At 57.9% G+C, this 15,908-nt stretch carries 11 protein-coding genes; all 11 read left to right on the top strand.

Features of this window, described 5'->3' with window-relative positions:
• The first annotated feature begins 9 nt into the window (after positions 1-9).
• Complete coding sequence (locus F1E05_RS10610; protein ID WP_150048264.1) at positions 10-663, top strand: TetR/AcrR family transcriptional regulator; 654 nt, start codon at positions 10-12, stop codon at positions 661-663.
• Positions 660-2,126 carry an efflux transporter outer membrane subunit gene (locus F1E05_RS10615; RefSeq protein WP_150048266.1) on the top strand — a complete coding sequence of 489 codons (1,467 nt, stop codon included), beginning with the start codon at positions 660-662 and terminating at the stop codon, positions 2,124-2,126. Before F1E05_RS10610 ends, F1E05_RS10615 begins: the two co-directional genes overlap by 4 nt.
• Complete coding sequence (locus F1E05_RS10620; RefSeq protein ID WP_150048268.1) at positions 2,123-3,244, top strand: efflux RND transporter periplasmic adaptor subunit; 1,122 nt, start codon at positions 2,123-2,125, stop codon at positions 3,242-3,244. The genes F1E05_RS10615 and F1E05_RS10620 overlap by 4 nt, the downstream gene beginning before the upstream one ends.
• 140 nt (positions 3,245-3,384) lie before the next feature.
• Entirely contained in the window at positions 3,385-6,489 is a 3,105-nt protein-coding gene (locus tag F1E05_RS10625; protein ID WP_150048270.1) for an efflux RND transporter permease subunit, read from the top strand.
• A 96-nt stretch (positions 6,490-6,585) separates the two neighbouring features.
• On the top strand, positions 6,586-7,590 hold the full coding sequence (gene hlyD / locus F1E05_RS10630; protein ID WP_150048272.1) for a secretion protein HlyD: 1,005 nt from the start codon (positions 6,586-6,588) through the stop codon (positions 7,588-7,590).
• Positions 7,587-9,320 (top strand): ATP-binding cassette domain-containing protein, encoded by a 1,734-nt coding sequence (locus tag F1E05_RS10635; protein ID WP_150048274.1) that lies wholly within the window; start codon positions 7,587-7,589, stop codon positions 9,318-9,320. The genes hlyD and F1E05_RS10635 overlap by 4 nt, the downstream gene beginning before the upstream one ends.
• Positions 9,317-10,447 carry an ABC transporter permease gene (locus F1E05_RS10640; protein WP_150048276.1) on the top strand — a complete coding sequence of 377 codons (1,131 nt, stop codon included), beginning with the start codon at positions 9,317-9,319 and terminating at the stop codon, positions 10,445-10,447. Before F1E05_RS10635 ends, F1E05_RS10640 begins: the two co-directional genes overlap by 4 nt.
• 2 nt (positions 10,448-10,449) lie before the next feature.
• Positions 10,450-11,556 carry an ABC transporter permease gene (locus tag F1E05_RS10645; protein ID WP_150048278.1) on the top strand — a complete coding sequence of 369 codons (1,107 nt, stop codon included), beginning with the start codon at positions 10,450-10,452 and terminating at the stop codon, positions 11,554-11,556.
• 50 nt (positions 11,557-11,606) lie between these two features.
• Positions 11,607-13,055, top strand: a complete 1,449-nt coding sequence (locus F1E05_RS10650) for an efflux transporter outer membrane subunit (RefSeq protein WP_150048280.1) — start codon at positions 11,607-11,609, stop codon at positions 13,053-13,055.
• A 487-nt stretch (positions 13,056-13,542) separates the two neighbouring features.
• Positions 13,543-14,916, top strand: a complete 1,374-nt coding sequence (locus tag F1E05_RS10655) for an AAA family ATPase (protein ID WP_150048283.1) — start codon at positions 13,543-13,545, stop codon at positions 14,914-14,916.
• The gene (locus F1E05_RS10660) at positions 14,913-15,587 is read left to right on the top strand and encodes an RloB family protein (RefSeq protein WP_150048285.1); all 675 of its coding nucleotides are present in this window, start codon (positions 14,913-14,915) and stop codon (positions 15,585-15,587) included. Before F1E05_RS10655 ends, F1E05_RS10660 begins: the two co-directional genes overlap by 4 nt.
• Positions 15,588-15,908: the final 321 nt, after the last annotated feature.

Below are 15,908 nucleotides of genomic sequence, written 5' to 3' on the forward strand. Positions count from 1 at the left end.
GAGCAGACCATGACAGCGACAACGCTTAACAAACCCAAGGTGGGACGGCCGAAAGCCGGTACCGAAGCCGAGCGCAACGATCATTTGCTGGATCAGGCCCTGGTGTTGTTCATGCGCGAGGGCTATGCCGCCGCCAGCATCGCCAAAATCGCGGTGGCGGCCGGGGTTTCGACCCGGACCATTTACGAACGCTATAAAAACAAGGCGGAATTAATGCTGGCGTCAGTCGATAGGCTGGTCGAAACCGACATTTCCGAAATGCAAGGTATCGAAAATTTACAGGATCTGTCGTGCCGCGACGGCTTGATCGCGCTCGGCGAAAAGCTGCTGGGCAAAGTCATGCAGCCCGACATGATCTCGTTTTACCGAATGGGCGTCGCCGAAGCCTGCCGGTTTCCGGAACTGAGTGAACTGATCAAGAACACCGGCCCCAAGCGCATTCAAGAGATGATCGCCGCTTACCTGCACCGGCACGCCGGGGATACCGGGTTGTCGGCAGTGGAGTTCGAGCCGGCGGCGGCCTTGTTTTTGGAAATGTTGATTGCCGAGCCGCGAAACAAAGCCTTGTTCGGCATTCTGGAGGCCGACTGGGATGCGCGCGCCCACGTCGAATTCGTGGTGAAGGTGTTTTTATACGGCATTGCCGGCCGGAGGCCGTCATGAAGGCCGCGATCATGACGATGCTGGCCGGCGGCGCGCTGGCCGGCTGCAGCGTGTTCCCCGATTACGTTCGACCGGCCGTCGACACGCCGGCGCAATGGCAAGTTCGGCGCACCGAGGCCGACGGCGCGGCGGAACGGCTGGACTGGTGGCACCAGTTCAACGATCCGGTGTTGACCCGCTTGCTACAGGCCGCCGAACAGGATAATCCGACGCTGGATCAAGCGGTGGCGAGCATTGCTTCGGCGCGCGCCAACCTGGCCAGCGCCGAAGCCGGCGGCATGCCCAGCTTGACCGCGAATGGCGCATTCAGTCGTTCCAAGGGGGGCTCCTCTAGCGGAACCAGCGCGCAAACCACCGGCACTAGCGGGTCAAGCTTCAATAGCGGGATTACCCAAATTCTGTCCGGCAGCCTGGACGCCAGCTGGGAGCTGGATTTGTTCGGCAAATTTGCCTTCGGCCGCCAAGCCGAGCAGGCCCGGCTGGATGCGGCCGAAATGACCCGACACAACGCTAAAGTGAGTCTGGCGGCGGAAGTGGCGAGCGATTACGTCGGTTACCGGGCCTGCCAACTGACGGTGACAGCCTATCAAAACGCGATCGCTTCGAAGCAAGATACCGCGCGCTTGACCGGCGTCCTGGCCGGCGCGGGTTTTTCGTCACCGGCCGACGCGGTCTTGGCCGAGGCCAGCCTGCACGCCAGCGAATCCAGTCTGATCGCCCAACGCGTCGAGTGCGACAACACGGTTAAAGCCTTGGTGGCGTTGACCGGCCTGGCCGAGACCGAGTTGCGCGCTTGGTTGGATCGAGGCAGCGGTATACCGACCCCGACCCAATTCCGGGTGGATAGCGTGCCGGCCGATCTATTGACTCAGCGTCCTGATCTGGCCGCCGACGAGCGCAAGCTGGCGGCGGCCAGCGCCGACATTGGCAACGCGGTCGCCAAGCGCTATCCCAGCGTCAGCCTGACCGGTTCGATCGGCAAGCGCAAAACCGAAACCACCGGCTTGACCCTGAGCAGCAACACCTGGTCGATCGGCCCGACCGTGACCTTGCCGATCTTCGACGGCGGCGAATTGCGCTCCAAGGTCGATAGCGCCGAAGCCGCCTATGCCAGCGCATGGGCCAGTTACCGGAGCGATATTCGCGCCGCGATCAAGGAAGTCGAGCAAGCCTTGGTCAATCTGAACGGCGCCGAGCAACGGGAACGCGTCGAAGGCCGTAGCGCCGAGCAATACCGCCAGTATTTTCGGGCGGCCGAGCTGAATTGGCGGGCCGGCGGGCTGAGTCTGCTGTCGTTGGAAGATGCGCGCGGGCAAATGATCGCGCAAGAAATCAGTTACATCGCGCAACAACAAAATCGCGTGCGGTATTGGATCGCGTTGTACAAGGCTTTGGGCGGCGGTTGGCGCGCCCAGGATACGCAATTGAGCGCGGGCGAGACCCGGAGCGAGGAGTCACTATGAATATCCATCAAACATTTTCGTTACCGACCTGGATTGCCGGCCTGACCTTGGCCGGACTGAGCATTGCGTTACCGGCCCTGACCAGCGCGCCCGCGCCGGCGGCGATCGCCGCCAGATCCAAGGCGGTGCTGGCGGTCGAAACGCTGACGCCCAGTCAGCAAGACTGGCCGACCACGATCAAGGTCAACGGCGCGGTGGCGGCTTGGCAGGAAGCCAAAATCGGCGCCGAAATCGGCAGTTTGCGCATCAAGCAAGTCTTGGTCGATGTTGGCGACCGGGTCAAGCGCGGTCAGGATTTGGCGGTGTTGGCCGACGACACCGTCGTTGCCGAACTGCACAAACAACAAGCCAGCGTCGATAAAAGCCGGGCGAATTTGGCCAAGGCCCGCGCCGACGCCGCCCGCGCCCGCGAAATTCAAGACAGTGGCGCGCTATCGTCGCAGAAAATCGACGAATACGTTATCGCCGAACAAACCGCCCGCGCCGATCTGGCCTTGGCGGAAGCCGAGTTGGAAAACCAGCGGATTCGCTTGCGCCAGACCCACATCGTTGCCTCGGACGACGGCGTGATTTCGGCGCGCGGCGCCGGCATGGGCGATGTGGTGACGGCGGGCACCGAGTTGTTCCGGCTGGTGCGGCAGGGACGGGTTGAGTGGCGGGCCGAGGTCAACGCCCAGCAGCTCGCTCAAATTCGGCCCGGCCAAACCGTTGAATTGAGCTTGCCGGACGGCGGCCGGGTGAGCGGCACTGTGCGGATGACCGCGCCAACCGTGGACGACGCTACCCGCAACGCGCTGGTTTACGTCGATATTCCCAATGCCGCCGCCAAACCGGGCATGTATTTGCAAGGCAGCATCGCCGTCGGCGAACAGGCTGCCTTGGTAGTGCCGCAGACCGCGCTGGTTTTACGGGACGGCCGCGATTATTTGTTCGAAATCGCCGAATCCTCGGTCGCCACCGGGACTCAAACGGTGATACAGCGCAACGTGGTGACCGGCCGCCGGGTGGGCGACTGGGTGGAAATCCGCGAGGGGATTGCCGGCGATGCCCATTTGGTTGCCGGCGGCGGCGCATTTTTAAAGGACGGCGACATCGTCAACGTTACGCCCAAGATCTAAACCGGGTCTAAGCAATCCGTCAGTTAAAGCGCCCGCGGGCGCCTGCCAACGGCAGCTTTTTCAACCACGATGCCGAACGCATCACCATTTATCAGCGCCCAAGCGCCGTGTCGAGCGGTTTCGGGCGCGGGAGTAAAATCATGAATTTTTCCGCATGGGCCATCCGCAAGCCGGTACCCAGTCTGTTGTTGTTCGCGGTGCTGTCCATCCTGGGCGGCATGGGTCTCAAGCAATTGGGCAAACAAAACTTTCCGGACATCGAAGTGCCGACCATCACCGTCGCCGCTACTCTGGAAGGCGCGGCGCCGGCGCAGTTGGAAACCGAAGTGGCGCGCAAGATCGAAGACAAGATCGCCGCGATCGGCGGCGTCGAGCACGTGCGCACCACGATCACCGACGGTTCGGTTTCGATCAAGGTCGAGTTCAACATCGATAAAAATTCCGAGGAGGCGCTAAATCAAGTGCGCAACGCGGTGGACGGCGCCCGCTCGGAATTGCCGTCGGCGATGGCGGCGCCCATCGTCTCTAAGACCACGACCGCCGGCGGCGCAATTTTGACCTACGTGGTCAGCGCCGACAACATGGACGAAGCGGCCTTGTCGTGGTTCGTCGATAACGACGTCAGCAAGCGCTTGTTGGCGGTGACCGGCGTCGGCAAGGTCACCCGCACCGGCGGCGTCGATCGCGAGGTGCACGTTGACCTGGACCCGGTGCGGATGGCGGGCTTGGGCGCGCTGGTCAGCGAGGTGGCGACGCAACTGAAAAAAGTACAGCAAGACGCGTCCGGCGGCCGCGGCGACATCGGCGGCGGCGTGCAAGCGGTGCGCACCCTGGGCCGGGTGGCGACGGCCGGCGAGCTGCGCAACCTGGACATTCCGCTGAGCAACGGCAGCCACATCAAACTGGACCAAATCGCCGACATCAGCGATACCATCGCCGAGCGTTCCACCTACGCGACTTTGGACGGCAAGCCGGTGGTTGGCTTCGACATCGTCCGCAACAAAGGCACCAGCGAAGTCACCGTGGCGGAAGCGGTGCGCGCGGCGCTGGCCGAGTTTGCCGCCGCGCATCCGCAAGTGCAAATCCGCGAGGCCTTCGACACCGTGCAGCCGGTCGAAGACAACTTTACCGGCTCCATGCATTTGCTCTACGAAGGCGCCTTCCTGGCTGTCATTGTGGTCTGGTGGTTTTTGCGGGATTGGCGGGCGACGCTGGTCGCGGCGGTCGCCTTGCCCTTGTCGATTTTGCCGACCTTCGCGGCGATGTGGTATTTCGGCTTCAGCCTGAACATTCTGTCGCTGCTGGCCCTGGCCTTGGTGGTGGGGATTTTGGTGGACGACGCCATCGTCGAAATCGAAAACATCGTCCGCCACTTGCGGATGGGCAAGACGCCGTTGCAAGCGGCGATGGACGCCGCCGACGAAATCGGCTTCGCGGTGATCGCCACCACGTTTACCCTAGTGGCGGTGTTCTTGCCGACCGCATTCATGGGCGGCATACCGGGCAAATTCTTTCGCCAATTCGGCATGACCGCCGCCGCCGCAGTACTGGCGTCGTTGTTGGTGGCGCGCTTGCTGACGCCGATGATGGCGGCCTATCTGCTGAAGCCGCATCCGGAACGCGATAGCGGCGACAGCGCGGCGATGCGTATTTATCTGCGGGCGGTCGAGTGGTGTCTGAGCCATCGAATGACGGTCGGCGTCGGCGTGTTGGTGTTCGTGGTGGGTTCTTTGAGCCTGATGCCCTTGCTACCCAAGGGCTTCGTGCCGGCGGCGGATAACAGTCAGACCAAGGTTTCGTTGGAATTGCCGCCGGGCAGTTCGCTGGCGCAAACCCGCCGTGTCGCCGTCGAGGCCGAACGCCGCTTGCGCGAATTGCCCGACGTCACCCAGGTGTTCACCGCGGCCGGCGTCTCCAGTAGCGGTGGCGGCGGCGCGGATGCCGCCACCACCAACTACGAAGTGCGCAAGGCCACCTTGACCTTGAGTCTGCGCGACCGCGCCGAACGCCCGTATAAACAAGCGGCGGTCGAGGCGGCGATTCGCGAGAAACTGGCCGATCTGCCCGGCGTGCGGGTGGCCGTCGGTGCCGGCGGCAGCGGCGAGAAATTGCAACTGACGCTGGCCAGCGACGATCCGCAAGCCTTACGCCGGGCCGCCGATGCGGTCGAGCTTGAGTTGCGGCAACTGCGCGGTCTCGGGAACATTACCTCCAGCGCCAGCCTGCAACGCCCGGAAATTCAAATCACTCCGGATTTCGGCAAGGCCGCCGAATTGGGTGTCACGGTCGAGGCCTTGGCCGACGTGGTGAGGGTCGCCAGTTACGGCGATTACTCCAACGTGATGGCCAAGCTGAATCTGCCGCAACGGCAAATTCCGATTCGGGTGCGGCTGGCCGAATCCGTCCGCCGGAGTCTGGACGAAATCGGCCAACTGCGGGTGGCCGGACGCGGCGGCAGCGTCAGTTTGGCCACCCTGGCCGACATTCGCCTGGCCGGCGGCTTGCAGCAAATCGACCGGCTGGACCGGATGCGCAATACCACCTTCGACATCGAGTTGGGCGAGCGGGCGGTCGGCGACGTGTTGGCCGAGGCCATGCAATTGCCGACGCTGCAAAATCTGCCGGCCGGCGTGCGCACGATAGAATCGGGCGATGCGCAACGGATGAACGAGTTGTTCGGCAGTTTCGGCGGGGCGATGGCCATTGGCGTGTTGTGCATTTATGTGGTGCTGGTATTGTTGTTCGGCGACTTCAGTCAGCCGGTGACCATTCTCGGCGCGCTGCCCTTATCGCTGGGCGGGGCTTTTCTGGCCTTGCTGATGACCGGCGGCAGCTTCGCGATGCCGAGTGTGATCGGGCTGTTGATGCTGATGGGCGTCGTCACCAAAAACTCGATCCTGCTGGTCGAATACGCGATGATTGCCCGCCGCGAGCACGGTCTGAGCCGGCTGGACGCGGTGATCGACAGTTGCCGCAAGCGGGTGCAACCGATCCTGATGACGACCATCGCGATGGGCGCCGGCATGCTGCCGATCGCGCTCGGCCTGGGCGCGGACCCGAGTTTCCGGGCACCGATGGCGATTACCGTGATCGGCGGCTTGCTGACATCGACCGCGCTGAGTCTGGTGGTGATTCCGGTGGCCTACACCGCGATCGACGACCTGTTGAGTCTCGCCCGCCGCCTCCTTGCTTCGGTTCGGCGTGGCATGGGTGAAGCCGGGTTGAATTACAGTTTGGGCGAGTAGAACAATGCCGCTAAATTGTACTGCACCGATCCGGTCAAGCATTGCGGACAACAGCGTAACCCTCTCGCATGTACCTATCATTGATGAGGCATCCTAGTGAAAAAGACCCTATCTTTCGTCATCGTTTTATTCGCCATTGCGGGTAGTACAGTCTGGGTTTATCGCACGTATCGGGGCGAAAATGACACCTTGCCGACACTGTACGGCAATGTCGACATACGCGAAGTCACCCTGGGTTTTCGCGTTTCCGGCAAGTTGGCGCAACTGCACTATGACGAGGGGGATAAAGTCGAAGCCGGCGCAGTGCTGGCCAGGCTGGACGACGAGCCTTATCGCCTTCAGGCCGCCAGCGTTCAGGCTCAGGTTGACTCGTTGCGGGCGCGTCTGAAGCTGCGGGAAACCGGCAATCGGCCGCAGGAAATTGCCCAGGCCCGCTCGCTGGTCCGCGAGCGCGAAGCCACCGCCGTCAATGCCGAGCGTTTGTTCCAGCGGGCCGAGGACTTGCTGGCCGACAAAGGCGTCTCGGCCCAAGAGCGCGACAATGCGGAAGCCAACCATAGAGAGGCCCAGGCGAGGCTTAAATCCGCGCGCGACAATTTGGCACTCCTGGAAGCCGGGTTTCGCAGCGAGGATATTAGCCAAGCCAAAGCCGATCTGGCTCAAACCGAAGCGGCATTGGCAACTGCCGGACTGCAATTGAACGATACGGTATTAACCGCACCGGCCGACGGCGTGATTCTCACCCGGGCACAAGAGGCCGGCGCCATCTTGCAAGCAGGCACGCCGGTTTTCACGCTGTCCCTGCTGAATCCGGTTTGGGTACGCGCCTATATCCATGAGCCCGACCTGGGGCGCATCCATCCGGGCATGCAGGCCGAAATCCGTAGCGATTCCTCGGCCGACAAGCACTATAAGGGCCGGATAGGTTACATTTCCCCTCGTGCCGAATTTACCCCCAAGACCGTGGAAACCGAGGAATTGCGCACCTCGCTGGTCTACCGCTTGCGCATCGTTGTGGAAAATCCCGACGACGGGCTGCGCCAGGGCATGCCGGTAACCGTCACGCTCGATGAAAGTGCGGCAGGCACGGTAATTCCATGACGGGCGATGCGCTGGTAACGCTCGATTCTGTCCGGAAAAACTTCCCGCTTGCGGCCAAACCGGCGTTGGACTGCGTCTCGGCCGTCATCAGGCCCGGCCAAATTACCGGCTTGGTCGGGCCTGACGGAGCCGGCAAGACCACGCTCATCCGGCTGATGGCCGGATTGCTGGCACCGACGTCCGGCACTATTTGCATAGACCATTGCGACCCGATTCGCGATGCGGACAAACTACGTGCCTTCATCGGCTACATGCCGCAAAAATTCGGCCTCTACGAAGATTTGTCGGTGCTCGAAAACCTCGAACTCCACGCCGATCTGCGGGCGCTAATAGGTGACGAGCGCGTCGCCACCTTCAAGCGTCTGCTGGCATTTACCGATCTGGCCCGCTTCACCAACCGATTGGCGGGAAACCTGTCCGGCGGCATGAAACAAAAACTCGGCCTGGCCTGCGCGCTGTTGGGCCGTCCCAGGTTGCTGCTGCTGGACGAGCCCAGCGTGGGCGTCGATCCGATTTCGCGGCGCGAATTGTGGAAAATGGTGCATGAACTGATCGCTCAGGGCATGGCGGTAGTCTGGAGCACCGCGTATCTGGACGAAGCGGAATTGTGCGCGGAAGTGCTGTTGATGAACGACGGACAATTGATCTTCTCCGGCAAGCCGGCGGATCTCACCCAGCGTATTCACGATCGCAGCCTGCAAATCAGACGGCTGAGCGGCAATCGCCGGCAATTGCTGGCTAGAGCGTTGCGCCGGCCCGAAGTTTCGGATGGCGTCATTCAAGGTCACGCCGTTCGGCTAGTGCTACGCGGCGGCGCGGGCCGTCCTCCCCTCGATGAACTCGATGCCGGCGACGCGGCGGAACTTGTAACCGTCGCGCCGCGCTTCGAGGATGCGTTTATCGAGGCCTTGGGCGGCGGCCCCGGCGGCGATTCGGTGCTGGCACAAAGCCTGCAGCCGCTGCTCGGCGATGCCGATACGGTGGTGGAAGCGGTAGCGCTAAGCAAACGTTTCGGCGACTTTATCGCGACCGACCAGGTCAATTTCGCCGTCAAACGCGGGGAAATCTTCGGTCTGCTCGGTCCTAACGGCGCCGGCAAATCGACGACCTTTCGCATGATGTGCGGACTACTGACGCCTACCTCCGGGACGGCGCGTGTCATGGGCATCGATCTCAAAACCAGCGGCAGCGAAGCCCGGCAACGCCTGGGTTACATGGCGCAGAAATTTTCGCTATACGGCAATCTCACCATCGAACAGAACCTGAAGTTCTTCTCCGGCGTATATGGTTTACGCGGTACCGGGCAAAAAACCGCCGTAGCGAAAATGATCGAAGTATTCAAGCTACAACCATACCTTGGCACGACTCCCGATACCCTGCCGCTCGGATTCAAACAGCGCTTGGCGTTGGCCTGCGCCGTCATGCATCAGCCGGCGATTCTGTTTCTGGACGAACCCACTTCCGGCGTCGATCCGGTAACCCGCCGCGAGTTTTGGACCCATATCAACGGCATCGTCGAAAAAGGCGTCACCGTCATGGTGACGACGCATTTCATGGACGAAGCCGAATATTGCGACCGCATCGCCTTGGTGTATCGCGGCAAAGTCATCGCGGCCGGCTCCCCCGATCAACTCAAGACACAAATCGCGTCGCCGCACAATCCCGATCCGTCGATGGAAGACGCGTTTATTGCGCTGGTGCAACAACATGCCGCGGAGGTCCCGATATGAAATCGCCCGTGTCCTTTCGCCGGCTGCGCGCCCTTTGCCGAAAGGAAACCTGGCAAATCCTGCGCGATCCCAGCAGCAACCTCATCGCCTTCGTTCTGCCGGTGGTGATGATGTTTATCTTCGGTTACGGCATCAACCTCGATTCCACCTCCGTACATATCGGCTTGGTGCTGGAAGACACCAGCCCGGAAGCGAGGCGCTTTGCCGACAATCTTTACGGCTCCGCCTATTTTGTCGTACACGCCGCCGAAACTCAGGCCGAGGTTGAGCAGGCGTTGATAGAAGGTCGGATCCGCGGCTTTGTGGTGGTGCCGGCGGATTTTGCCGAAAAACTCAAGCAGCCGGCCGGCACCGCGCCGCTGCTGGCAATAACGGACGGCACGGAACCCAACACCGCCAACTTCGTGCAAAACTATGTAACCGGCGCCTGGAGCGGTTGGCTGCGGCAACGCGCCGGCGAACGCGGCGAAACGCCGCCTGCCGCTATCAGCATCGAACCGCGCTTTTGGTTTAACCCCTCCGCCGACAGCCGGAACTACCTGATTCCGGGATCGATTACCATCATCATGACCGTGATCGGCTCGCTATTGACCGCGCTGGTGGTGGCGCGCGAGTGGGAACGCGGCACAATGGAGGCGCTGCTGTCCACGCCGGTTACCCGTACCGAATTGCTGTTAAGCAAATTGCTGCCTTATTACCTGCTGGGCATCGTCTCGCTGTTCTTGTGCGTCGGGGTTGCGGCCTTAATGATGCACGTGCCGTTTCGCGGTTCGCTGCTGATCTTGTGGGCGATAGGTTCGCTGTTTCTGGCCAGCAGCCTTGGCTTGGGGCTGTTGCTCTCCACCGTGCTGCGCAACCAGTTCGTCGCCGCCCAAGCCGCCCTCAATGCCGCCTTCCTGCCCGCCATGATGCTGTCGGGTTTCCTGTTCGAAATCCGCAGCATGCCCGCCGTTATTCAGGCCGCCACCTATCTGATCCCGGCCCGCTATTTTGTAAACGCCATGCAAACGCTTTTCCAAGCCGGCAACGTGGCGCCGGTTTTATTGGACAGCGGACTGTTTCTGGTGTTTGCCGGCAGCTTTTTCATCGGCTTGACGGCGCTAAAAACCCATCGCCGTTTGGAGTAATCATGTTTGCACGTATCCTGACGCTCGTCGTCAAAGAACTCGAAATGCTGCTGCAAGACCGGCAAAGCCGCATGGTGTTGATAGTGCCGGTATTTCTGCAACTGGCGCTGTTCCCGTTTGCGGCGACGTTGGAAGTCAAAAACAACACGCTGGCCATCTTTAACGAAGATTCCGGCCGCGAGTCCGCGGAATTAATGCAGCGTTTCTCGCAGGCCCGGGCCTTTAGCGAACTGATCACGCTTTACAGCGAAACCGAGGTGCGCAATGCCATTGACAACCAGACAGCGCTGATCGTGATCCGTTTTCCCCAGGATTTTTCGCGCGCCCTCGCCGCAGGCCGCACACCGCGGATTCAGGCCATACTCGACGGCCGCCGCTCCAACAGCGGCCAAATCGCCCTGGGCTACCTGCAACAAATCGTCAACGACTACAGCAATGAACGGTTTGCAACCGCGCAAAAATACCCACCGTCAAGCTTGGTTGTCCGGCATTGGTTCAATCCCAATCTGGATTATCTCCGGCACATCCTGCCCAGCCTGATCGCCCTCATCACCTCGATCAACGCACTCATCGTCACCGCGCTTTCGGTCGCCCGCGAACGCGAACAAGGCACGCTCGATCAATTGCTGGTCTCGCCGTTGACGCCCGCCATGATCATGATCGGCAAAATTATTCCGGCCGTGTTGGTGGGGGTGATGCAGGGAACCATTATTTTGCTGGCCGCCATTTTCGTCTACCGCGTGCCGTTTGCCGGATCGTTGTTGCTCCTTTACGGCTGCATGATTTTTTATTGTCTGGCGCTGTCCGGATTCGGGCTGTTGATTTCATCGGTTTGCGCGACGCAACAACAAGCATTTCTGGGGTTGTTTTGCTTTGTGATGCCGGCCATCCTGCTATCGGGATACGCCTCGCCGGTCGACAACATGCCGGGCTGGCTGCAAATCCTGGACTGGATCAATCCGCTGCTCCATTTTATCGTCATCGTAAAGGGCGTTTTCCTCAAGGACATAGGCCCTATGGCGCTGTTGCCCAACATCTATCCACTGGTGATTATCGCCATCGCGACCTTGAGTGCGGCCAATTACTTATTCCGCCGCCGCTTGGCTTGAATGTTGAAAACCGTCGGCTACTCAATTAAGACTTCAAGACCAATACGCCTATGAAAATAAAAGCCGCGACTCCCGCATTGTTCATGCTTCTGGCCGGCGGATGTATCGTTGGTCCGGATTACCGGCCTCCGGATTCCAATGCACCCGCACAATGGAGCGGCCAGCTTTCCAAGGAAATCGCCAGCCAAAACGATAGGCCGGGCGACTGGTGGAAGCTGTTTGGCGATGCCGAATTAAACGCCCTGATCGAGCGTGCGGTTACGGCCAACCTCGACCTACGCATCGCCGAATCCCGCGTCCGTCAGGCCCGGGCGCAGCAAGGCTTTGCCGAGGCGGACTTATGGCCGACGCTGAGCGCGTCCGGCGCCTATGCCCGGCAAAAACAAAGCGAAAATCAGCCTATTCTGGGATCGCTGCCTACATCCTCCAACATCCCGTTTGAAAACGATGTTTACAAAGCCGGCTTCGACGCTGCGTGGGAAATCGATCTGTTCGGCGGCAAACGCCGGACAATCGAAGCGGCAACGGCCGAGTTGAGCGCGATGGAATACGGCCGCCGCGACGTGCTGGTCAGCTTGCTATCCGAGGTGGCGCGCTATTACACGCTAACTCGGGGCACACAGCGGCAGCTGGCGATACTGCAAGACCGGATTAACGCACAGCAAGAAACGGTCAAGATTATCCGCAGCCGCGTGAATCACGGATCGGCGGCGGAATTGGAATTACAACGGGCGCTGGCGCTGCTGGCGAACATACAATCGCAAGCGCCGGCGCTCGAGACCTCGCTGCAATCGTCGATTCACCGCCTGGGCGTGCTGCTGGGGCAAAATCCCGCTGCCTTGAGTGCGGAGCTGGGCGTAACGGCGGCTATTCCGGCAGCGCCGCCCCAGGTGCCGGTCGGGCTGCCGTCGGACCTGCTGCTGCGCCGCCCCGACATCTTGCAGGCCGAACGCTTGCTGGCCGCCGAGACGGCCCGCATAGGCCAAGTCAAAGCCGAGCTGTTCCCGAAGTTTTCTCTCACCGGATCGGTAGGTGCCACCAGCGTCAGCGTCAGCGACTTTTTCCTGCCCGCTAGCCGCACCTGGTCTATCGGTCCAACTGTGCAATGGCGGATTTTCGATGCCGGCCGAGTACTCGCCAATCTCAGCGCTCAATCGGAGGCGCAAGACCAGGCATTGCTGAATTACCGAAAAATCGTCCTCACTGCCTTTGAAGAGGTTGAGAACGCCCTGCTAGCCTATGCAAAAGAGCAAGAGCACTACCGCTTGCTGCAACAAGAAGTCAGCGCAAACCAAAGGGCTGTCGAGCTCGCCAACCAACGCTATGCCAAGGGCTGGTCTGGTTATCCGGATTTACTCGACGCACAACGCGCGTTGTATTTGTCCCAAGATGAACAGGTACGCAGTGAACGTACAGTCAGCTTGAATCTGGTTGCCCTCTATAAAGCGCTGGGCGGCGGCTGGGAAACGGACAGTGCTCAACCTTTTGAAACAAAGTAACCGATAGTCTTGGCACGTCCAATTTCGGCACTAAAGTGTCGGGCGGCGAATATCGGCTAAATAAATTTCGGCCATGTGCATTCTGAGCTTGGAATGAAAGCCGCTGGGATGTAATGTTAAGTCCAGTTTGGTTTGGTTGGATTTCAGTGCGCGGAAAATTCACCGTTTGGTAAGGCAAGGCAGGATCGTCTTATCCCGACCCATTTTTGCCACTCGCGCTTCTCCAAAGCCGCCAGTCGACCAAAGCCAGATTCTGCGAACTGGAGGGCTACAAAGCAGCCACTAGTGACCTCACGAATCCGGCCAGCAGCGCGTAATGCTCGCAAGCTATATCGAACTCGCAAGCGATCAGGGTGCACGTTTTACAAACCGAATGCATGCAAATACGTAATAATTATGATGCGATAAAATCACAGATTCCGTGCTAATATCACCTAATATTTCATCATTAAGCATTAAATTCTGTGAAAAAGCCACATATAAGCACATGATTATCTCGTTTTCTGTCTCCAATTTCCGTTCTTTTTCTTCAGAACAGACATTGTCGCTGGTTGCCAGCAATCGTCTTAGTGGCAGTCATGAAGATCATGCATGTTCTATTCCTGGTACCAAAGAAAAAGTACTTAAAACAGCTGTTCTATACGGCGCAAACGGCGCAGGGAAATCCAACCTTTTTAATGCGCTCCGCTATCTCAGAACTATCGCTCTCAAGCCAAGGAAAAAAAACAGCGGCATGGAGCGGGAAAAATTCCGCTTTGGAGCTGAAGCGGACGAACCTTCTGTGTTCGATCTTCAATTTATTGTTGATAGTAAACTTTACCGCTATGGAGCAAAAATCGACGACTATAAAATTATTGAAGAATGGTTGTACGAAGTAGTCGGCTCTAAACAAAAAAGTCTGTATGAACGAATAACTGATGAACAAGGCAATGTACGTGTTGAAGCCGGCAAGACAAAATTTAAGAAGGGTAAGCTAGGTGCTCTGTTTACAGTCGGCGGACTGCAAAACCAATCGTTCCTAGCAACCATTCAGGCAACACTGGATAGCGCAGATTATGACGGTGAGTTAGCAAATGTAATTAACTGGTTCGATGACAATTTGACATTCATCGGGCCCGATTCCTCTTTCGGTTCGCTTGGACACTTATTAGCTAGTGATTCGACGTTCTTAACATTTGCCGGAGATTTTCTTAGAGCAGCTTCTACCGGGATAACACATTTGCAACCGCAAAAAACCGAAATCAGCGAAGAAGAGTTACGTAACCTTTTGCCAAAAAAATTCGTTTCCAAGCTATTGGAAGATATAGTTGAAGATAAAGACGGTACCGCCGTCATTAGCCTTGAACAAGGCAATGAACTTTTGATCGAGCGTATCGAGGAAAACCATTTTTATCGATTAAGCATTCAAGCAGCTCATGAGCACCAACCGGGCAAGGTAATTTCATTGGACTTGAGTGAGGAATCCGACGGCACTCGTCGTCTATTAAATCTCCTGCCAGCATTACACTTCTTGCAAACAAGCAATGCGGTATTTTTTATTGATGAAATTGACCGTAGCATGCACCCTATTCTTGCCAAGCAATTTTTGGAGTTTTTTCTAAAATCCTGCCAAGGTGGTAGGCATCAAATCATAATCACCACGCACGAATCGAATTTGCTGGATTTGGAACTGCTGCGTCGCGATGAAATATGGTTTGTGGAAAAAGACCAAGCCGGAGCCAGTCATCTTTATTCCTTGGCTGATTTTAACGTTCGAACAGACCAAGACATTCGTAGGCGTTACCTGCAAGGTCGATATGGTGCCATTCCATTTTTGGGCGATTTGAACGCATTGTTAGGAAATGAAAATTTGTCTCAATGAGTTTAATCAAAGACCTAAAGCCTAGGCCGTTAAACAGAGATATTGGCACTTTGCGCGACGACAGGCTGTTTATTGTCGCCAGCGATGACTCCTATGCGCCGAAGCAATATTTCGATTTTTTCCGGCTCGCAAGGGTGCAAGTACATGTGGTTGAAACACCTTTGGATGAGAACAGATGCCACGCTATTGATGTTCTACAGCGTCTGGAGAGTATCGAACACGAAGAGGAAGACGAACGCTGGATGCTGTTAGACACTGACCATTATGTAAGTGGCCCGCACATAAAAGAATTTAGGCGAATCATCAAAGAAGCTAAAGAAAAGGGCGTATCCATCGCTTTAAGCAAGCCTTGTTTTGAGCTTTGGCTGCTGCTTCACCACGCAGACAAAGATACAGTGTCGGAATTAGACAATGCAAAAGAAGTAGAGAAATCTTTACGAGATCGGCTTGGGGGATATAACAAGACACGCTTGAAACGCGAGCATTTTCCGCTTGAAGCAGTCGGCAGAGCATACTTACAGGCAAAAGCCTTAGATAAAACATTCAAAGGTGGAATGATTCCGCTAACCAACACCAGCCGAGTCTATCAACTATGGGAAGCCATTATCGCTAATTCGCTTCCGTTGCAGCTTCCAGCAGAGCTTGCCCCATTACGGGCATCGAATCGATAAAGTCGAGACGACCACTGCTGGCCGTAGTGAAGCAGTGATATTTTCAATTGGCTCGCCGAATACCGGACAGCCAAATGGGTCAAAAGATGACTTAATTATGGAAATTGGATTGTGACCCCGACCGACAGGTATTGGCCGATAACGGGCATTACTCCCAACCAACTTTTACACATAACAAGCTATTACACCCAGTTACAATCCAACCGTGTTTTGCACAAAACAGTGCAGTCTGAAAACATGAGTCGAGCTGCTTTCCAAGCCTAGAATGCAAATAGCCTAAATTTCATCTCGCATAGTGTTCAAAAACGCCTGTAGCTCGCA

This window comes from Methylomonas rhizoryzae, from assembly GCF_008632455.1.
GTDB lineage: Bacteria > Pseudomonadota > Gammaproteobacteria > Methylococcales > Methylomonadaceae > Methylomonas > Methylomonas rhizoryzae.